The following is a 19,524-nucleotide window of genomic DNA, read 5'->3' as shown; positions in this document are numbered from 1 at the left end:
AAATACTAATAATATTAATATTTTTAGTTATTTTTCTGGATACCGTGGTCAAGCCACGGGATGACAATGAACAGGTTTTTCGAGCCATGCAACAATGCCGGTCAAGCCATGTGATGACGTTGTTGGTTTTTCATAATCTCAAGATAGTCAATTTTGCCGTTTGCAAGCAGAGGTATTTCTGAATCGGTAGTAATTACTTTCGGTAAATGTAATAAAGAAATTTGAGCTTTAGATACGGCATCTGCAAAATTCTCTCTATTTATATTGGAACCGGTAGTAAGTAAAATAATCTTTTCTCCGTGCGTTTTGTCGGGGATAGAAATAGCAGCGTGTAAGGAATCAGGATCAATTTCGCTTGCAAATTCTTCAATTTTTGTAAGAGATATCATTTCTCCCGCTATTTTAGCAAAGCGTTTTAAACGTCCTAAAATTGTTATGTATCCTTCAGAATCTATTTTGACTATATCGCCGGTGTCATACCATTCTTTATAAGTATAGTTGCTTTCTAAGTCTAAGTAACCAAGCATGATGTTAGGACCCTTAATGAATAAACGTCCCCCTTCATTTATTCCCTCTACTTTCTCAAGCTTATAATCAATTTTCGGTAATAATCTTCCTACCGTGCCTGCTTTATTATACATAGGGGTATTGCAAGCTATAATAGGTGCGGCTTCTGTAATCCCATACCCTTCAAAAATACGTATGCCGTACTTATTAAGCCAAAATTGTCTTGTAGATTCTTTTAATTTCTCGCTACCGGCAAATATATAGCGTAATGAGTAAAAATCATATGGGTGAGCGTAATTAGCATAACCGTTTAAAAAAGTATCGGTAGAAATTAATATAGTTGCTCCAATATCGTATATAACTTCAGGAATGCTGCGATAATTTAGTGGAGAAGGATATAGAAACAGCTTAATACCGTTTAAAGTTGTAATAATTGCACCACCAAGACCAAAACAATGAAATAAAGGTAATGAGTTAAATACTATATCTTCAGGGCTAAAAGGTACTTTAGCAGTTATTTGATATCTATTAGTTTGTAAATTTCTGTGAGATAATAATACGGCTTTAGGTTCACCTTCAGTACCCGAAGTAAAAATTATCACTGCCGGTTTTTCGTCATCACGATTACGACAAAAATAATTGTAATAAGTTTGGGCAAAATAACTTCCTATTTTTGCTTTTAGTTTTAGAGCTGTACCAATCTGATTTTTAAAATCTTCTAAATATATTATTTTAATACCGAAATCTAATAAGTTAGTTATTAATTCATGTAAATTTGCTTTCTCGATAAATTGTTTTGAAGTGTAAACTACTTTAATTTGTGCAAGTTTACAGGAGTTAATAATAGTACTTATGCCGCTGCTCCAGTTAATTATAGCAGGAACATAACCGCTAGATTGCATAGCGTAAAAAGTAATTAACGTATTCGTGTTATTAGGCAACATTAAGCCTAAATTTCTGCCAAAGATATTATTCTTTTTGATTAAATCACCTAGGATAAAAGATTTTAATATTAAATCTCGATAAGTAACCGCATTATTTTCAAAATCATCAACTATTTTTTTCTTAAATCCATGAATTTTAGCAGCTTCTATAAGAGATGAGAATAAAGTATTTTTATAGTCTGAACTCTCAAACATCATGTCAGCCATGATATCATAAAGAGTCCTAGATATATAACTGCGTCGTTCTTGATTGCTTGCAGCATCCATATTAGCGAATTTTACCGGCGGTAAAACGGTTATAGTAATTTTAGGAAATATTTTTCTTTTTAATATGTTTTTTAATTTTGATAAATGAGTAAATTGAGTACCGTCTATTCTAACCGGTAAAACGGTAGCACCGGCTTTATCGGCAATCATTCCCGGTCCTTCGTATATTTTCATTAAAGAGCCGGTAACGCTTATTCTACCTTCAGGGAAAATTGCTACTTTCTGATCCTTTTGTACTTCTTTTACTAAAGTCTTTATTGCCATTGGGTTACTTGGATCAACAGGCAAAGTTCTTGCCATACGTAAAAACGGTTTAATCCACCATATTTTTTGTATATCGGGACTAATTGCAAAAGTCATTTCTTCTCGTAAGTAAGTAGCAATTAGCGGCGGATCGAGATATGAAATATGGTTAGCGACAACTACTACTTTTTTACCTGCTTTTTGAAAATTTTCAAATCCTTTAACTTCAACCTTATACATAAGATCAAAACAGATTTGGAATATTCTTCGCAATAGCTTAAACGGAATAATTTTAACTTCAGGTATTAAACGGTAAATATGTATAGTAACGATTATATTAGCTAGGCTAATAAATAATATAATCCAAGGTATAGTGAAATTTAGATAAAATAATAAAGTTGATCCCACCATGAAAATGGAATTGATAAGATTGTTAACGGCAATAATTCGACTACGATGAGTAGGGTTTGCGTAATGCTGTAATATCGCAAAAAGAGGAACGATATATAAACCGCCTATTGCTGCTAAGAAAAATAAATCTATAACTATTCGCCAATTATGTCTTTTCGATAAAAATACTAAAATACTTTTTAGCTGAGTAGGTTCGTAGTTAACTGAGCTAATTCTACTTGCAAAGAATAAATCAATACCGAAAATACTAATGCCTAGGGCTGAAATAAATAGATATTTAACGGTAATCTCATCTTCAAATATTTTGCTACATAAAAACGAACCGACCCCAACACCAAGCGAGAAAACCGCTAAAAATAAATTAGCAACATTCTCATCGGCTTTAAAAGTTATCTTAGTAAGTAAAGGTATTTGAGAAATTATAGCAGCTCCAATAAACCAAAACCATGAAATACCAAGTATAGCTAAATATATCTGTTTCTTTGCTTTGGTATATTTAATCATATTTATGCTTTCATCTATAATATTAAAATTTATTTTAATATCACGATTTGCGTTTTTAGATTTTGGGGAAAAAAGGCTTGTAATAAAGCCAAGAAAAGCGATGGTAATTAAGGAATAAATTATAAAATTATTGCTGATTGTATAATAGCTGCCGATTATAGTACCGATAAAAATACCGATAAAAGTTCCGGCTTCAACAAAGCCGTTAGCTCCAAGTAGTTCGTCTTTATTTAGGTGATCAGGTAATACGCTATATTTGATTGGACCGAAAAAAGTAGAGTGTATACCCATTAAGCAAATAGAACAAAACAGAATTAGCAGATTATTATGATGAAATCCATAAATTGCAAAGGCAATTATACCGATTTCACAAATCTTAATAATTTTAATAAGATTTGCACGCTCGTATTTATCGGCAATTTGTCCTGCTATGCTTGCGAATATTATGAAAGGTAGTACAAAAGTAGCATTAGCAATTAAAACAAGTAGATTATTATATTTACTTAAAGAACCGGTAATACTGTAAGTTATAAGGATTACTAGAGCATTTTTTAATATATTATCATTAAGACAACCGCATAACTGCACTATAAAATTTGGTAAAAATCGTCTATCTTTGAAAAGATATAATTTGTTTGTGTCCATATTATATAATACTCTATTTTAATACTTATAATTAACGAATCAATTTAATATCAGCATTATTTAATTTTAATTCTGCCCATATTTTATCTGTGGTATATATAGGAACTTGTAGTTTGATACCTAAAGTAATACACGCTCGATCACCGAGTGATAAGCCTTTGGGTTGGGTGTATGGTTGTAATTGGGCTGTATGAGCGGCTTGCTCTAGATCAAATGGAATAATAGACGGTATTATTTCTGTAACTAAGGTGTAAGCTGTATCCATAGTAATTTTCATACGTTGCAATGAAGTTAATACTTACTGGAATATTTACTGTAGACATACAAGAAAATTGTATCAAAGGCTTAACGATTGTGCTACCTGGTTCATTTTGTAGTAAGGCTAAAAGTGCTGAAGTATCAAGTACTACTCTATTACTCATGACTTGCTTCTAAACGTCTTGATTTTATTAATTCATCTACAAGAGAGATTCTTTCTCCTGTAGAATCAGTGTAATTTTTTACCATTGCTTGTAGTTCAGCTAGAGCTTGATTTGGGGTTGTAATATAGATTATATTTTTTTTCATATGTAATACTATATCATCACCTGGTAGTAGGTGAAGATTCTGACGGAATGATGCAGGAATAACAATTCTGCCACCTTCTCCAAGTTTAGTACGCATAGTTTGCATAAATTACCATTTTGTCATATTACTTTAATTATGTCATAGTTCCTAACTATTACCCTAACCTAAGGTTTTTGTCAAATAATATTAGCAATTTATATTAATATGTCAAATTGCATATAGATAAATACTTTTTAATGAGGATTATTTAAATCTTCATAATAATCGCGCATTGCTTCTCTATTAGCAGGAATATTATTATTAGATTCCTCTATATCTTGTTTGGGAATAAAAAGAGAAAAAATTTTCCTAATTTAACGCAAGTTTCGTATTCAAAAAGTTGCTGAATAGCTGATAGTAACTGGGTTACGGGGATCTTAATAATACTGTTTTTGTTATAAAGTGAGTACAAAATACAAATTGCTAATTAAAATATGGTATTTATAGTATTAGAAAAAAGTTTATAGGTTATTGAAAAAACTTTAAGAGCAATAACCTATGATAATGGATTTTACAGAAATATTTTGTTACGTCGATGATTTTTTTCAAGAATTAGACAAGCATACAAATTCAATTACTAACCATAACAACAAATCTGGTCCTAAAAGTCGACTGAACAGAAGTGAGGTAATAACAATTATAATAGGCTACTGGCAGTCATCTTATGATTGTTTTAAGAATTATTATCTGAAGCAAATATGAATTCATCATCAAAGAGATTTTCAATTAGTAAGCTATAGTCAATTTATAAAAATAATAGGTCCACATTTACCACTATTAGTACTAATATTCAATTCTATTTTGGATCAGTGTGACGGACTCTCTTTTGTAGATTCAAGTAGTATAGAGGTATGTAAGAGATACCGTATTTCAATGAATAAAGTGTTCGCCGGCATAGCAGCAAGCAGTAAGACAACAAAAGGTTGGTTCTATGGACTTAAACTACATCTAATAATTAATAGAGCCGGTGGTATAGTTAAAGCATCTTTTAGCCCTGGCAATAAGGATGATAGAAAACAGCTGGAACTGATAATCAAAAATCTTTTTGGTAAAGTATTCGGAGATCGTGGTTATATTTCGCAACAATTATTTCTACAACTTTTAGAGCAAGGAATTTTTATGGTAACTAGGGTAAAGAAAAATATGAAAAATAAACTTATGTCTATGTTGGATAAAATATTATTGCTTAAAAAAGCATTAATAGAATCTGTGTTTAGTAAAATTAAACTATTGGGGAAGTTTGAGCATTCAAGGCATAGATCAGTTATAAATGCCTTTGTGCATATGGTTGCAGCACTGATAAATTATCAAATGTCTGATAATAAACCTTCTATTACATCTCTCTTGATATGCTAAATCCTATGCTATATTAATGTCCCCCTTCGGGGATAAGAAATCCCTCGCCTTCAGGCGAAGGGAAGATATAATGAAATTGCTTTAGCAATGAATTTATATCAAGAAACATGAGAAGTTATAGAAAGAATAGTCATAGTCAGTATGATTTAAAAGTACATCTTATATGGATACCAAAATATAGGAAGAGAGTATTGATAGGCAAAGTAGCGGAAAGGGCTAGAGATTTACTAAGGCAGATTTGTATGGAACATGAAGTATATATAATTTCAGGGAAAATATCATGTGATCACGTGCATATGTTTATCTCATATAAATCACAAATATCTCTTAGCAAGTTAGTACAGTATTTAAAAGGTAGTAGCTCAAGAATTTTATTGCAAGAATTTGCTCATTTAAGAAAACAATTTTGGGGCAATCATTTGTGGGCTAGGGGCTATATGGCGGTCAGTTCAGGTAATATAACTGATGAAATGATACAGCGCTATATTGATGAACAGGAAGGTGAACCTGTGAATGATGATCGATTTCTAATCGATTCCACTTTATAACCCCTCAGCTTATAGCTGAGGGTTCTTTAGTTCGAAACTCGCGTTAATTTTAATTATTACTTCATGTAAATTCATATTTTATTCTCCTCAAAATAACAAATCAATTAGAAATGTTCACAGAGCCTAGTATCAATTTTTTCTTTATTATTCTTTTCTTTTTGTACTTTCTTTCTTCTTTGTAAATTCTTTTTTAAAGCAGTTGATAAGTTATTAAATTTAGCTGCCGGTTTGGCTGTTGAAGGTTTTTCTTTGGTATCTTCGGTAGATGACATAAATAATTATCTTTTCACATTAGCATTATTATATTATATTATGGATATTTTGGAAAATAAAACTATAAATAATCTATGAATCAAAGTAATATAATCTCTCCTGAGTTACTGGATGAGAGAAAAAATATTGCAAGGCAAGGGGGCGGTGAAGCTAGGATCAACGCACAACATCAAAAAGGTAAGTTAACTGCACGAGAACGCATAGAAGTATTATTAGATCCGAATAGCTTTACCGAAACAGGTATGTTTGTATCCCATAGATGCGATAATTTGGGGATGCAGGATAAAAAGTTTTTAGGTGACGGTGTTGTAACGGGACATGGTACGATAAACGGTAGATTGGTATTTATTTATAGCCAAGATTTTACCGTACTCGGCGGCTCTCTAGGCGAATATCATGCTAAGAAAATCTGCGATATTATAGATCAAGCTATAGCAACCGGTGCTCCCGTAATCGGTATTAACGATTCAGGGGGAGCAAGAATTCAAGAAGGGGTTGATGCTCTTGCCGGATACGGTGAATTATTTCAGCGTAATGTTTTAGCTTCGGGTGTTATCCCGCAAATTACCCTAATTATGGGACCTTGTGCCGGTGGTGCGGTATATTCTCCTGCCTTAACCGATTTTATATTTATGGTTAAGAATAGCTCTTATATGTTTGTAACCGGTCCCGATGTAGTAAAAACCGTTACAGGTGAAGAAGTAAGCCAAGAAAAGCTCGGCGGTGCTAGGATGCATACCACTAAAAGCGGCGTTGCCGATCTTGCATTCAACAATGATATAGAAGCATTGCTCGAAATTCGTAAGTTCTTTAATTTCCTTCCGTCATCCAATCGTAGTCCTCTCCCTGTTCGTTCGACTGTTGATCCTGCCGATAGAGTCGATATGTCTCTTAGCACGTTAATACCTAACACTCCTAATAAGCCTTATGATATGAAAGAGCTTGTTGAGCGTATCGTTGATGAGGGAGAATTTTTTGAACTACAACCTGATTTTGCTAAGAATATCATTATTGGTTTTGGTTATATGGAAGGTTATCCGGTAGGATTTGTGGCTAATCAGCCTTTGTATTTAGCAGGATGTTTAGATATAAATGCCTCGAGAAAAGCAGCAAGATTTATTAGATTTTGCGATGCTTTCAATATTCCTATAGTAAGCCTTGTTGATGTACCTGGATTTCTGCCTGGTACATCTCAAGAGCATGATGGTATTATTAAGCACGGGGCTAAGCTGTTATACGCTTATGCGGAAGCTACAGTGCCGAAGATTACCGTAATTACCCGTAAGGCTTACGGAGGTGCTTATATAGTTATGAACTCCAAGCATCTTAGAGGCGATATAAACTATGCTTGGTTTAATTCAGAAATCGCCGTTATGGGGGCAGAGGGAGCAGCCGAGATAATATTTAAGGAAAAATGTAAAAACCCTGAAGCTAAAAAACAAAAAATCGATGAATATAGGAAAGTAGTAACATCGCCTTTTGTTGCGGCATCTAGGGGATATTTAGATGATATTATAAGACCGCAAAATACTAGATGGCGAATATGTAAGGCATTAAATTTCCTGCGTACTAAAAAAGTAGAGCTGCCTTGGAAGAAACATGATAACTTGCCGTTATAACCGTTATTCCTGTGTGGATACCAAATCGTCATTGCGAGCAGCCGTAGGCTGCGTGGCAATCTTATGAAACAATAACAAACTCCTGAGATTGCTTCGTCAAATTACTTTGTAATTTTTCTCGCAATGACAAAAACTAAAATTGTAACAAAAAACTATGAATAAACCATTATTTGATAAAATTTTAATTGCTAATCGTAGTGAGATCGCCGTTAGGATAATACGTACTTTAAAAAAGATTGGGATAAAGTCGGTTGCAGTATATTCTGAAGCAGATACAAACTCAATGTATGTGCAGCATGCAGATGAGGCTTATTATATAGGTGATTCCCCTGCAACGGAAAGTTATTTATCTATTAAAAATATTATTTCGGCGATTCGTGAAAGTGGAGCAAGTGCAGTACATCCAGGTTACGGTTTTTTATCGGAAAATCCAAATTTTGCTAATATTCTTAAAAGAGAAGGTGTTGTTTTAATAGGACCGAGTGCCGGAACTATTAAAAAAATGGGCGATAAAATTGAAGCAAAAAAGATAGCGATAGAAGCCGGAGTTAGCACCGTTCCGGGTTATATGGGAACTATAAACGATGTTAAGCAAGCGGTGGATATTGCTAAAGAGATTGGTTTTCCGGTAATAGTAAAAGCGGCTGCCGGCGGCGGTGGACGTGGTATGAGAGTAGTGAATAATCCCACTGAAATGGCAAATGCTTTTGAGTCGGCAAAGCTTGAAGCAGCCAATAGTTTTAGTGACGATAGATTATTTATTGAGAAGTTAATTCAAACTCCCCGTCATATTGAAATTCAGCTAATTGCCGATCAATACGGCAATAGTGTATGTCTCGGAGAGCGGGAATGTTCAATACAGCGTCACCATCAAAAAGTAATTGAAGAAGCACCAAGTTCTTTTATTACTGAAGATATAAGGCAAGAAATGTATCGGCAGGTAATATCCTTATCTCAAAAAGTGGGATATTATTCGGCTGGTACCGTTGAGTTTATAGTAGATAGCAATAAAAATTTCTATTTTTTAGAGATGAATACTAGGTTGCAAGTCGAGCATCCTGTTACTGAGCTAATTACCGGTATAGATATCGTTGAAGAGATGATAAAAATCGCAGCCGGCGAGAAATTATCATTTATGCAAGATGATGTAAAATTAAAAGGTTGGGCATTTGAATCACGAATTTGTGCCGAAAACCCAAGCCGAGGTTTCTTACCTTCTAGCGGTAGAATTATAGCTTATTCCGAACCTGCAAAGAGTCCTAATATCCGTATAGATACAGGGATTGGGCTTGGCGGTGAAGTAAGTATGTTTTATGACTCAATGATTGCGAAATTATGTACTTACGGTGAAACAAGAGAGCAGGCAATTGAAGTAATGCGTTCTGCTTTGAGTTCTTATATAATTAACGGTATTGCTCATAATATCAGTTTCTTAGAAGCGGTAATGCTACATCCACGCTTTGTTAGCGGCGATATTTCTACTGCCTTTATTCAAGAAGAATATCCTGACGGTTTTTCCGGGGCTAGTCTAACTTCAGAAGTAACTACCGTATTTTTAGCAACGGCTATTTTTATTTATATATCGGAGCAAAGACGTGCTTCTTTAATTTCCGGCAATATTAACAATCAGGCTAACAAAATAGGTACAAGGTGGGTAGTAACTATCGATGATAAACTATTCCCCGTATTAATTACACCTGTTGAAAACGGCTATAATATACGTCACGAAAGCGATAGAATATATATTCGTAGTAACTGGAATTTAGGTAATGAACTTTTTACGGCTATCATTAACGGTAAAAAGACAAATGTTAAAATTGAAAATATCAGAACCGGTTATTTATTATCGCATGCCGGTATTAGCGTAAAAGCCTTTGTACGCTCTCCTCGTATATCAGAACTTGAAGCGTTGATGGTCTCAAAAGTAGTGGTGGAAGAAAGCTCCGAACTACAAGCTCCTCTAAGCGGTCAGATTGCTGCAATAAAGGTAAAAGAAGGGCAGGAAGTGACGGCAGGACAAGAAATTATGATTTTAACTGCTATGAAAATGGAAAATCTTATTTTAGCCGAAAGAGACGGAAAAATAGCTAAAATTTTTGTTAATGAAAAGGATAATGTTGTAAGAGGGCAGGTATTATTGGAGTTTGCATAAAGTAGTTGATATCACTCCAGCATGGATAGCAAATCGTCATTGCAAGCAGCCGTAGGCTGCGTGGCAATCTCATGAAATAATAACAAACTCCTGAGATTGCTTCGTCAAAACTTATAGTTTTTCCTTGCAATGACGAATTGGGTATCTACTCAACAATACTTTCCTGTCTCCGTAGGAATAACATTATTCAAGCTCAGAATTAAATATATCTTTTATATTTTTTATATCACCGCCTAAAGGAGTTTGACTTTCACCAAGTGTATTAATTTCATCAAGTGAAAAGAATTTTGATTTAGCAGTTTCTCCTAATCTAGAACCTGTTTTAGTTTCAATATTAGCCTCAGAAACATTTACATTATTTATGCTTTTAACTTTTCTTGCTATATATTTTCTTATGCTTATCATTATTATGCTTAAATCTCGAAGTATCAGCTTCATGCTTAATTAATAATTTGCAAATATCTTTATATATAGGATTTTCCGGCTTATCTATAAGTGCATTTAATGCTACAAGGACTACTATACCTCTTTCTAAAATTAGAGCATTAGGTTACCATCATGCTCTAATAAAAATTTAAGCATTTCTACATACTTAAGCAGATCTTGTTCTTTAGGTGGGGCTTTATTATAATTGGGTTCATAGGCTTCGATCGCACCGCATACTACTAAAGCAACAGGATCTTCTGAATAATCACCACGAGCTGTTGCACCATATTCAAACAACTTTTCTAAAATTTTGACATTAACTTTTATTATTGCGGATATAACACCTTGAGATGGGATAGCACCTTTTGTTAGGAGGTAATCCATTACATCAGTATGCTCCTCCATAGTAGCAATACTTAAATATAGCACTTCCGTATACAGGATCATCAATTGTAGTATTAACATCAAACCCTTTTTCTTCAATAAAATATTTAACGCGAGTTTCGAATTAATATACGCGAGTTTCGTATTAAGATGCCTAAATTATGGTTAATGAATATGCTATAATGCTTATCCTTTCAAGGTTTRTAAGAGGTGTGACAAGTTTTACAATTTAATAGTTATAGTCAAAAAAGACAATTTACTAAAAATCTATGCAGTTTTAAGTACATTTTATAACAAAAACAATATTACTAATATCCTCGTAACCCAGTTACTATCAGCTATTCAGTTCCTCTATTAATACGAAACTCGCGTTATTTAACTAAATCTAAACGACCTTGAAGGAACCGCTTCATAAAGACTATCATTTTTGTTTTTCAGTTTTCAAAGAATCTCTTAGAGCTTTAAAAGAGAAGCTTTTATGCATAATTTACCTTAAATTAATTTATAGCGTGTGTACTATAGATTAATCTAAGTAAATTATCAATATCTTAATTGATAGTAAAATAATTTACGATCTCTTAACTTTAAGTTGTATTTGATGGTTCTCTAATTCTACTTTACTTACATAATCAGGCGTGAAATTTTTAGCAAACTCGCCTAAAGTTTGTTCTTTAATAAAGTCTCCATAATTATCAATTATCTTAGATAAATCAAACTCGCTTATTATCTCAATTAAAATCCTGTCAGTTATAGAAAAATCGGCATCTTTTCGAGCCTGTTGTATGAAGCGTACAATGTCTCTTGCGTATCCTTCTTCTATTAACTCAGGTGTTAGCTCTAAATCAAGTATTAACAAGCTACTATTATTCTCAAAACTTGCTGCTCCTTTAATATGTGAATATGGCTCTAAAACTAGCTTATATTCGTCACTGTTTAAGGTTTCACCGCATATAGCTAAACCGTCTGCGATAGCTTCCCACTCACCTTTTTTAGAAGCGGCTATAATCTCTTTCATTTTATGCGGCAAACGTTTACCAAGCATTGGGAAATTAATCGATAGTTTTTTGTTTGCGTAATTCTCTAGATCGTCACGATAAATTACCGCCTTAACATTAATTTCATCTTTAATTAAATCTTCAAAATCTTTAAGGTTATCATTATGTTTACTAATGATAGTTATACTAGCTAGTGGTTGCCTTACTCTGATATTTTCAGTGCTTCGGATAAACAGGCTATTACTGCAAATATCAAGCACATTATCCATAGTAGCAACTAGCTCGTGATTTATTTCAAAGTCTGAGAGAGTAGGGTAGTTGCAGAGATGTACACTAATCTCGTCATTGCGAGGCMCTRRTGGGKTGTCATCCCGTGGCTTGACCACGGGATCCAAAAAACAACTTGTAGTGTTGTTGTTTATTGATTTACTGGATCCCGTGGTCAAGCCACGGGATGACAAGCCACTAGGGCCACGGGATGACAGAGTGTCCTCGCAATGACGTAATCCCTTATATATCGCCTCCGAAATTATAGGCACTAGTGCTGACATCGCAATAGCCATAGTTTCAAGGCATGAATACAGAGCATTATAAGCATTTTGCTTATCTGTATCTTTTTCACTTTTCCAAAATCTAGCTCTACTTCGTCTTATATACCAGTTATTCAATACTTCAAAAAATTCTGAAACTGCATGATAAGCCGTTTGCGTATCGAAATTATCTAAGCTCTCTTCAATTTTTTGTACGGCTATTTTAAGCTTGGATAATATATAAACATCAAGCACGTTTTCGGAAGCAAAATTAAGCTCGCCTTTAAGTGAATCGGCATTAGCATACATCGTAAAGAAATGGTAAGCATTCCATATAGGTTTGATAAATAGACGAAGCGTATCAAACACCATCTTACCATCTTTATCAATTAATAACTCCTGACCTTTAACAACGTTTGAAGATAACATCGTAACTCTTAAGGCATCTGAGCCGTATTTATCAAATAGCTCCAGCGGATCGGCGTAGTTATTAAGACGCTTTGAAAGTTTTTGACCTGTAGCATCCAAAATTACGCCGTGGCATATACAATTTAAAAATGGTGGACGATCAAATAAAGCGGTAGATAGCACAATTAAAGTATAGAACCATCCGCGTGTTTGAGCTGAATACTCAACTATAAAATCAGCCGGAAAATGATCCTCAAACCATTCTTTATTTTCAAAAGGGTAATGGGCTTGCCCATATGGCATTGAGCCGCTTTCAAACCAGCAATCAAACACGTCTTCGATTCTACGCATTGTTGATTTACCGGTTGGATCATCAGGATTGGCCCTAGTAAGTTCGTCGATAAACGGACGATGTAAATCAGTAACTTTAACTCCGAAATCTTTCTCTAATTCCTCTATAGAGCCGTAAACATCTATGCGTGGATATTTTGGATCGTCTGATTTCCATACAGGCAGCGGCGTTCCCCAGAATCTATTACGGCTTATTGACCAATCACGGGCATTTTTAAGCCACTTACCGAATAAATTATCCTTAACGTGATATGGAATCCAATTTATTTGCTGATTTAATTCTACCATTCTATCTTTAAACTGTGTAACCTTTACATACCATGACGGAACAGCCTTATATATAAGAGGTGTATCTGTTCGCCAGCAATGAGGATAATTATGAATATACTGCTCGGTTTTTAGCCAATTTCCTTGCTCTTTCAGTTTGATAATTATTTTGTCATTTGCGTCAAATACTTGCAAACCCTCTAAATCAGGAATTTCTTTGGTAAACTTACCGCTATTATCAACAGGGCAAACAAGTGAGATCCCTTTTGATTCACAAAGTATTTGGTCATCTTTACCAAAGCCTGGAGCCATATGAACAACGCCCGTGCCGTCACCCTCAACCACGAAATCACCTGCAAATATCTTGAAGCTGTTTGGATGATTCTCGAAATAGTCGAATAAAGGCTTATAACTTAATCCCTGAAGCTCTGAGCCTTTAATTATCTCAAAATTTTTCTCACCGCTAAGTCCTAATTCTTTAGCATATTTAGAGACGGAAGAAGCAGCTATAATATAACAAACACCATTTTTGGGGACTAATGCATAATCTATATCACTACCGACTGTGATGGCTAGGTTCGACGGCAATGTCCAAGGCGTAGTCGTCCAAGCGAGTATACGGTATTCTTTAAAAGATCCCGTGGTCGTAGCCACGGGATGACATAGTACAAAACTCACCGTTATTGCTTTATCTGCTCTCTCACGATAAGAATTATCAAGCCTTGTTTCAAAATTAGAAAGCGGTGTTTCGCATGCCCAAGAATAAGGCATTACCCGCATTGACTCGTATAATAGCCCTTTATTATATAGTTCTTTAAACGCCCAAAGGACGGATTCCATAAAATTCTTATCCATCGTTTTATAAGAATTTTTAAAATCCACCCATCTTGCTTGACGAGTTACATATTCTTCCCAATCGCTAGCATATTTCATTACCGAAGCTCTGCAATGTGCATTAAACTTCTCTATACCGAAATTAGTTATTGCAAGACGTCCTGAAATACCAAGTTCTTTCTCTGATTGCATTTCAGCAGGTAGACCGTGGCAGTCCCAGCCAAAGCGACGCTCGACTTTCTTACCTTTTACGGTTTGGTATCTAGCATACACGTCTTTAACAAAGCCGGTAAGCAAGTGACCGTAATGCGGCAAACCGTTTGTAAAAGGTGGACCGTCATAAAAAATAAATTCCGCCTCTCTATTCCTATCGTCAATAGATTTTTGGAATATATTATTGTCTTGCCAAAATTTTAGTATCTCTCGCTCTAAGCCTGCAAAATCAGCATTCGAACTAACTTCAGGATAATATTTAGTATTTGTCATTATTTTAGAAATTATTATAATAGTTTGGTCTATTATAATAGATAATGACTAAGAGATAAATACATAATTTGTACTAAACTATTTAATTTTAATGAACAAATGAAAATCAGAGAACCTTTTAATATTAATATTATTAATAAGAAAATTAATAATAACCAAGCTATGTTATCTCCTATTCCGGATGTGGGAGGAATATTTTCAAAATATAAGAAAAATAATGAGCTTTCTTTTGAAAAAATAAGAGATAAAGCTTGGATAGAAAATCTTAAAGATAATTATTGGGGGAAAACAGCGGCAAATATTGAACAACAACCACAGTGGTTATCAGCAAAAGAATCAGAAAAGTTTTTTAAATGAAGCATTTAAGCTCTATAAAAATATTTTTTTGATAAAAATTAGCGAATCAAAACAATATTGCAACTTAATTGCAAGCTAGCCCAAGCTTTATCTGCTGTATATACGGGATAATTTTTTTTGATAGAGCAAGACAAGCTCTATAATCAAGTGATAATCCTAGTTGTTTAGTTTTAGTTATTAGCTCTCCGCTTAAAAAAGCTTGCTCCTCATCAAACGGTAAAATTGTTGGAATAAGATTTGGTATTAGCTTATGTGTTTGCTCTCTTATTAAACCTTTTCGGTCTATCAAGAATTTTACTACTTCTGCAATATTTACAGTATTCATTACAGCGTAAGGTAGTACTTCTATAATTTTTTCCTGTCCTTTTTCTTCAGCAAGTAAAGCTATCAAGGAAGAGCTATCTAGAATCACAGGTTTATCGTTATGAGAAGACATTATCGAACCACAAATTAAAACTTAGAATTTTCTTTATTTGCTTCTTGATATTTCTGCTTTAAAAATTCATCAACAAATGATTCTGATTTAGAGCCATGTTGTTTAAACAATGCTTGAGCTTCTTTTACAGCCTTATGAAGAGTTACTAAATGTAGTTCATTATTAACTTTATTTATAATGAAAGAATCGCCGGCTTTAAGTTTCATAGCGTTTCTAATTTGATGAGGAATTAATAACCTACCGTTTTTATCAATGCTACTATGTAAAGCTTTCATAATTATATCACTATAATAAATTCTAAAATAGAATATTATAATATACATATAGTGTCAATTATTAATCATGTATTTATTTAAAGCCTACCAAATAATTAATATTACACAAAATATATTTTACCCCATTTAAGTATATCTACGTAAACATTCTAACTATGGGGATATTTGAAGGATCAAGTAATTTTTTCATCTGTGAGAAAGTTTTTACTATATTTTCTACGGCAGTCTCAATAAATTTATCAGTTTCAATATAATTTTCTGATTCGTCTTGGATATAAAAAAGAATAGATGAGACATAAACCGAGAGTAATAAGCCTCTTTTGGTATAATAGTTAAAATCAAGAGATTTATCGCCGGCATAACGCCAAATAGCATCACAACTACGGAATGCAACTTGAGTGCCTTGCATTGGGTTTAATGCAAAATAAGCGGCATTCTTACTATGAATAATAGGAAGCACGGTTTTGATTCTGATCTTTACGGCTAAAAATATTTTCTCTCTTATTTTTTTTGGTTCTTCTATTGTGTTTAAGCTTTCTAACATAATATTATCTAAGTAGCTTTCAAAGAATTCTACTATTTCAGATAAACCTTCTGGAAAAACTATTAAAGTATAACCTTTTGCAAAGCCGCATTTTTCTTCTGCTTCTTCGAGCAGCTTATTATTCCATTCATTAAACGGTAATAATTCTAATAAAGATTGCACGAAGCTTATTTTTTTGATATGGTGTTCTTCTTGAATGCTCATATTTTTAACCTTGACATATAACTTAATTATAGGGTATAGTTCAATAAACCACAATATCTTTTAAGGAGAGTAATTTTAGTGATACTAGTAAATGTTCACGCCGGTAATTGTGATAATACGCTTAAGAATTTTAAGAAAAAGCTACAAAGAGAGCTTTATTTTCGTAAGATGAAAGAACAGCGTTATTATGAAACACCTTCAGCGAAGCGTATTCGTAAAGCACAAGAAGCAGCGAGAAGACAGAGAAAATTTGCTCGTAAAAAAATGTTTGATGAATAAAATTTCAAACTATTTAAATACTAAATATAAAGCTAGAAATATTAATATTTCTAGCTTTTTTGTTATGTATAGTCAATTGATTTGAACGAGGTAGCACGTTGTTCACCCTTTCGCCTATTATTATAGGCTCTACTCTCACGCCTGTCACCAAATGGGGCTGAATTGACTATAGATTGCTTTGTAATTTTCCGTCATTGTGAGGAAATTGCATAGCAATTGACGAAGCAATCTCAGAAGCCTACGGCTGCTCGCAAAGCATTGTTGCGTGGATCAATTTTACCTCTGTCATCCCGTGGCTTGACCACGGGGTGACACAGTGGGTTTTACCGGTCCACGCAACAATGCCTGCTCGCAATGACGATTAAGTACCCACGCAGCAACACCTCCGCAGAAATACAATAAGGTACTTAAAACTTGAAATATTCCCAATTGGCTTTTTTTTATGTTATAAAGAACGGTTATAGTCATATAAACAGTATCTATGCTTAGTTATCTTAAACAAAATTTACATTCTTATTTTTCTAGTAGAATGCTGATTTTTACTTTAATAGCGGCTGCCGTTATTTTTGCCTGTGCTACTTCTTATGTGATATCTTTAGAATCGAAGAATTTTAGTACGATTATTGGATTTTTATTAGTTGATTTAGCAATTTTTTTAATTTTAGGTGTTTTACTAACTCAAAAATTTTTTACTAAAAATAATAATAATGATAGTTCTAAATTACAAAATCGTATTGTAATTGCCTTTAGTTTAGTTGCAGCTATTCCAACTATAATTGTTTCGGTATTTTCTGTTTATTTTTTTAATCTTAGTGTTCAAGCTTGGTTTGATAAGAAGATTTCTACAGTTCTTGACCAATCCGTGATAGTTGCAGAATCTTATATTGCCGAGCATAAATTACAGCTAAAAGAAACGGCTTTAGCCGTTGCTGAAGATTTAAGCGATATGTATTACGATTTAATTCACAATCCCGCTTTATTTACTAAAACACTTAATACTGAAGCAGAAATGCGTTCGCTTGATGAAGCTATAGTTTTAAACAAATCTACTAATACTATAGTAGCTAATAGTTATTTAAGTTTTTCATTATCATTTGCAACTATCCCTGCACATTTAATTAAAAAAGCGGATTTAGGTGAACCGGTGGAAGTAAAATCCGATCCAACCAAAATAAGGATGCTGATTAAATTAAAAGAATATAATGATGTGTATTTATTAGTCGGTAGATTAGTAGATAATAAAATTATCGACCATGTAGATGCAACTAACGGAGCAGCTGCCGAGTATAATAGCCTTAAAAATGAAATAGATAATATACAGATTAAGTTCTCTATAATGTTTATCTTTATTGCCTTATTACTTCTTTTTGTAGCTATAAGTTTCGGGGTTATATTTACTGCTAAAATAATAAAACCTATTAAAAAATTAGTTACTGCAACCGACAAAGTTAAAGACGGTGATTTAACGGTGCAAGTACCTGAAAATGAAGTAGATAAAGACGAAATAGGAACGCTTTATGTGGCATTTAATAGAATGATTAAGCAGCTTTCCCGCCAGCAGCGCGATTTAGTTATAGCACAGAGGGCTATGGCTTGGTCGGATGTTGCAAAAAAAGTAGCCCATGAAATCAAGAACCCGTTAACTCCTATTTTACTTGCTTCTGAAAGGCTGCTTAAGAAATTTAGTCCTGAAATTAAGGAAAGGGCAGAATTTGAAAGTTATTTAAAAATGATTATTCGCCATACTAACGATATTAAAAATATAGTATCCGAATTTGTTCTTTTTGCACGTCTTCCTGCTCCTAAATTTACGAAGAGTGAATTAGTTTATTTAGTTAAGCATATTGTTGAAGCACATAAATTACTTAATGATAATATTTTGTATAAATTTGAGTCTAACGTAGATCAATTTGATTTTATGTGTGATGCTACCCAAATAAATCAAGTTATGATAAATTTGTTGAAAAATGCAGAAGAGTCAATAGAAGGGCGAGAATCTGGGAAAATAGAAGTTACTATAGATGCTAAAGACGATTTTATTAGTGTTATTGTAATAGATAACGGTAAAGGATTCCCGCCTGAGCTAATAGGCAAAGCTACCGAAAGCTATGTTACGACCAGCAGTAAAGGTATGGGAGTAGGGCTTGCTATAGTCAAAAGAATAGTCGAAGAACATTGCGGCATTCTAGATATAGCGAACAGAGAAGAAGAGGGAGCAATAATCGATATAAAATTCGATTTAAAAGAGCTAGATTTGAAAGTCGGACGTTCGGGAGGTTAGAATTATAGTATCGGACAATTTTTGAAAAACCCTATATGTCATTCCCGCTTCCGCGGGAATGACATAGAAGCTCATCTTGTTTGAACCTTTCTGAATTATGCTGTGCCAGATAATTTTATAAAATTTATTGCATAAAGTAATTTTTTATGTTTATAGTGACAAAATAACCATAAATTATTTTAAGGTATTTATTATGCTATCAAAAATTATCTCTATATAATAATAAATCCCGCTATTAAAGCAGATATGGATGTTAAGGATGATATTATACCAAGAAAGGCGTTATTTGCCTTATCTAAATATAAAGAATTAAATTTTAGTCCGGACGGTAAATATATAAGTTATATAGCAGAGAAAGATAATAAATCGTATATATATATATAGTAGATAGT

Annotated in this window: 17 protein-coding genes; 7 read left to right on the top strand and 10 right to left on the bottom strand. The window is 33.5% G+C overall.

The window, feature by feature from the left end; all coding sequences use genetic code 11:
• Positions 1-101 precede the first annotated feature (101 nt).
• From REIS_RS07825 to REIS_RS07815, 3 genes are all read right to left on the bottom strand, one after another.
• Positions 102-3,521 carry an acyl-[ACP]--phospholipid O-acyltransferase gene (locus tag REIS_RS07825; RefSeq protein ID WP_008580845.1) on the bottom strand — a complete coding sequence of 1,140 codons (3,420 nt, stop codon included), beginning with the start codon at positions 3,519-3,521 and terminating at the stop codon, positions 102-104.
• A gap of 31 nt (positions 3,522-3,552) precedes the next feature.
• A complete protein-coding gene (locus REIS_RS11360; RefSeq protein ID WP_160142981.1) occupies positions 3,553-3,786 on the bottom strand; it encodes a hypothetical protein in 234 nt (77 codons plus the stop codon).
• Positions 3,787-3,935: 149 nt separating this feature from the next.
• On the bottom strand, positions 3,936-4,184 hold the full coding sequence (locus tag REIS_RS07815) for an AbrB/MazE/SpoVT family DNA-binding domain-containing protein (protein WP_152540740.1): 249 nt from the start codon (positions 4,182-4,184) through the stop codon (positions 3,936-3,938).
• Between the two features lie 645 nt (positions 4,185-4,829).
• Here REIS_RS07815 and REIS_RS11355 point away from each other — a divergent pair.
• Both REIS_RS11355 and tnpA read left to right on the top strand, forming a co-directional pair.
• A complete protein-coding gene (locus tag REIS_RS11355; RefSeq protein ID WP_083787758.1) occupies positions 4,830-5,483 on the top strand; it encodes an IS982 family transposase in 654 nt (217 codons plus the stop codon).
• A gap of 107 nt (positions 5,484-5,590) precedes the next feature.
• Positions 5,591-6,031 carry an IS200/IS605 family transposase gene (gene tnpA, locus REIS_RS07805; RefSeq protein WP_008579324.1) on the top strand — a complete coding sequence of 147 codons (441 nt, stop codon included), beginning with the start codon at positions 5,591-5,593 and terminating at the stop codon, positions 6,029-6,031.
• 104 nt (positions 6,032-6,135) lie between these two features.
• On the opposite strand, the gene REIS_RS14975 is transcribed toward tnpA, so the two are convergent.
• Positions 6,136-6,303 (bottom strand): hypothetical protein, encoded by a 168-nt coding sequence (locus tag REIS_RS14975; protein WP_008580841.1) that lies wholly within the window; start codon positions 6,301-6,303, stop codon positions 6,136-6,138.
• 75 nt (positions 6,304-6,378) lie between these two features.
• Here REIS_RS14975 and REIS_RS07800 point away from each other — a divergent pair, with 75 nt between their 5' ends.
• Both REIS_RS07800 and REIS_RS07795 read left to right on the top strand, forming a co-directional pair.
• Entirely contained in the window at positions 6,379-7,923 is a 1,545-nt protein-coding gene (locus REIS_RS07800; protein ID WP_008580840.1) for an acyl-CoA carboxylase subunit beta, read from the top strand.
• Between the two features lie 154 nt (positions 7,924-8,077).
• The gene (locus REIS_RS07795) at positions 8,078-10,075 is read left to right on the top strand and encodes an acetyl/propionyl/methylcrotonyl-CoA carboxylase subunit alpha (protein ID WP_008580838.1); all 1,998 of its coding nucleotides are present in this window, start codon (positions 8,078-8,080) and stop codon (positions 10,073-10,075) included.
• A 183-nt stretch (positions 10,076-10,258) separates the two neighbouring features.
• On the opposite strand, the gene REIS_RS11350 is transcribed toward REIS_RS07795, so the two are convergent.
• From REIS_RS11350 to ileS, 3 genes are all read right to left on the bottom strand, one after another.
• Complete coding sequence (locus REIS_RS11350) at positions 10,259-10,513, bottom strand: hypothetical protein (RefSeq protein WP_050755381.1); 255 nt, start codon at positions 10,511-10,513, stop codon at positions 10,259-10,261.
• A 99-nt stretch (positions 10,514-10,612) separates the two neighbouring features.
• Positions 10,613-10,906, bottom strand: a complete 294-nt coding sequence (locus REIS_RS11345) for a hypothetical protein (protein ID WP_160142980.1) — start codon at positions 10,904-10,906, stop codon at positions 10,613-10,615.
• Positions 10,907-11,453: 547 nt separating this feature from the next.
• The gene (ileS, locus tag REIS_RS07785) at positions 11,454-14,756 is read right to left on the bottom strand and encodes an isoleucine--tRNA ligase (protein ID WP_008580832.1); all 3,303 of its coding nucleotides are present in this window, start codon (positions 14,754-14,756) and stop codon (positions 11,454-11,456) included.
• Between the two features lie 99 nt (positions 14,757-14,855).
• Between ileS and REIS_RS15935 the strand changes: the two genes are divergently transcribed.
• On the top strand, positions 14,856-15,113 hold the full coding sequence (locus REIS_RS15935; RefSeq protein WP_008580830.1) for a hypothetical protein: 258 nt from the start codon (positions 14,856-14,858) through the stop codon (positions 15,111-15,113).
• A 64-nt stretch (positions 15,114-15,177) separates the two neighbouring features.
• Here REIS_RS15935 and REIS_RS07775 read toward each other — a convergent pair whose 3' ends face one another.
• The 3 genes from REIS_RS07775 to REIS_RS07765 form a co-directional block, all read right to left on the bottom strand.
• Positions 15,178-15,549, bottom strand: a complete 372-nt coding sequence (locus tag REIS_RS07775) for a type II toxin-antitoxin system VapC family toxin (protein ID WP_008580829.1) — start codon at positions 15,547-15,549, stop codon at positions 15,178-15,180.
• A 14-nt stretch (positions 15,550-15,563) separates the two neighbouring features.
• Positions 15,564-15,824, bottom strand: a complete 261-nt coding sequence (locus tag REIS_RS16550) for an AbrB/MazE/SpoVT family DNA-binding domain-containing protein (RefSeq protein WP_008580827.1) — start codon at positions 15,822-15,824, stop codon at positions 15,564-15,566.
• Positions 15,825-15,960: 136 nt separating this feature from the next.
• On the bottom strand, positions 15,961-16,572 hold the full coding sequence (locus tag REIS_RS07765) for a COQ9 family protein (RefSeq protein ID WP_008580825.1): 612 nt from the start codon (positions 16,570-16,572) through the stop codon (positions 15,961-15,963).
• Between the two features lie 78 nt (positions 16,573-16,650).
• Here REIS_RS07765 and rpsU point away from each other — a divergent pair, with 78 nt between their 5' ends.
• Together rpsU and REIS_RS07750 are read left to right on the top strand one after the other, a co-directional pair.
• Positions 16,651-16,851, top strand: a complete 201-nt coding sequence (gene rpsU, locus REIS_RS07760) for a 30S ribosomal protein S21 (RefSeq protein WP_008580823.1) — start codon at positions 16,651-16,653, stop codon at positions 16,849-16,851.
• Positions 16,852-17,332: 481 nt separating this feature from the next.
• A complete protein-coding gene (locus tag REIS_RS07750) occupies positions 17,333-19,132 on the top strand; it encodes a sensor histidine kinase NtrY-like (protein WP_008580819.1) in 1,800 nt (599 codons plus the stop codon).
• Positions 19,133-19,524 lie beyond the last annotated feature (392 nt).

Source organism: Rickettsia endosymbiont of Ixodes scapularis (genome assembly GCF_000160735.1).
Classification (GTDB): Bacteria; Pseudomonadota; Alphaproteobacteria; order Rickettsiales; family Rickettsiaceae; genus Rickettsia; species Rickettsia tamurae.
Note: the sequence above shows the minus strand (reverse complement) of the source record. Positions and strands in the feature narration are given on the sequence as shown.

Coding starts and splice junctions, on each gene's coding strand:
- REIS_RS07800 (WP_008580840.1), top strand. CDS start 6,379: ATGAATCAAAGTAATATAATCTCTCCTGAGTTACTGGATGAGAGAAAA.
- REIS_RS07775 (WP_008580829.1), bottom strand. CDS start 15,549: ATGTCTTCTCATAACGATAAACCTGTGATTCTAGATAGCTCTTCCTTG.
- tnpA (WP_008579324.1), top strand. CDS start 5,591: ATGAGAAGTTATAGAAAGAATAGTCATAGTCAGTATGATTTAAAAGTA.
- REIS_RS14975 (WP_008580841.1), bottom strand. CDS start 6,303: ATGTCATCTACCGAAGATACCAAAGAAAAACCTTCAACAGCCAAACCG.
- REIS_RS07825 (WP_008580845.1), bottom strand. CDS start 3,521: ATGGACACAAACAAATTATATCTTTTCAAAGATAGACGATTTTTACCA.
- REIS_RS07750 (WP_008580819.1), top strand. CDS start 17,333: ATGCTTAGTTATCTTAAACAAAATTTACATTCTTATTTTTCTAGTAGA.
- REIS_RS07815 (WP_152540740.1), bottom strand. CDS start 4,184: ATGCGTACTAAACTTGGAGAAGGTGGCAGAATTGTTATTCCTGCATCA.
- REIS_RS15935 (WP_008580830.1), top strand. CDS start 14,856: ATGAAAATCAGAGAACCTTTTAATATTAATATTATTAATAAGAAAATT.
- REIS_RS16550 (WP_008580827.1), bottom strand. CDS start 15,824: ATGAAAGCTTTACATAGTAGCATTGATAAAAACGGTAGGTTATTAATT.
- REIS_RS11345 (WP_160142980.1), bottom strand. CDS start 10,906: ATGGAGGAGCATACTGATGTAATGGATTACCTCCTAACAAAAGGTGCT.
- REIS_RS07795 (WP_008580838.1), top strand. CDS start 8,078: ATGAATAAACCATTATTTGATAAAATTTTAATTGCTAATCGTAGTGAG.
- REIS_RS11360 (WP_160142981.1), bottom strand. CDS start 3,786: ATGGATACAGCTTACACCTTAGTTACAGAAATAATACCGTCTATTATT.
- REIS_RS11350 (WP_050755381.1), bottom strand. CDS start 10,513: ATGAAGCTGATACTTCGAGATTTAAGCATAATAATGATAAGCATAAGA.
- REIS_RS07765 (WP_008580825.1), bottom strand. CDS start 16,572: ATGAGCATTCAAGAAGAACACCATATCAAAAAAATAAGCTTCGTGCAA.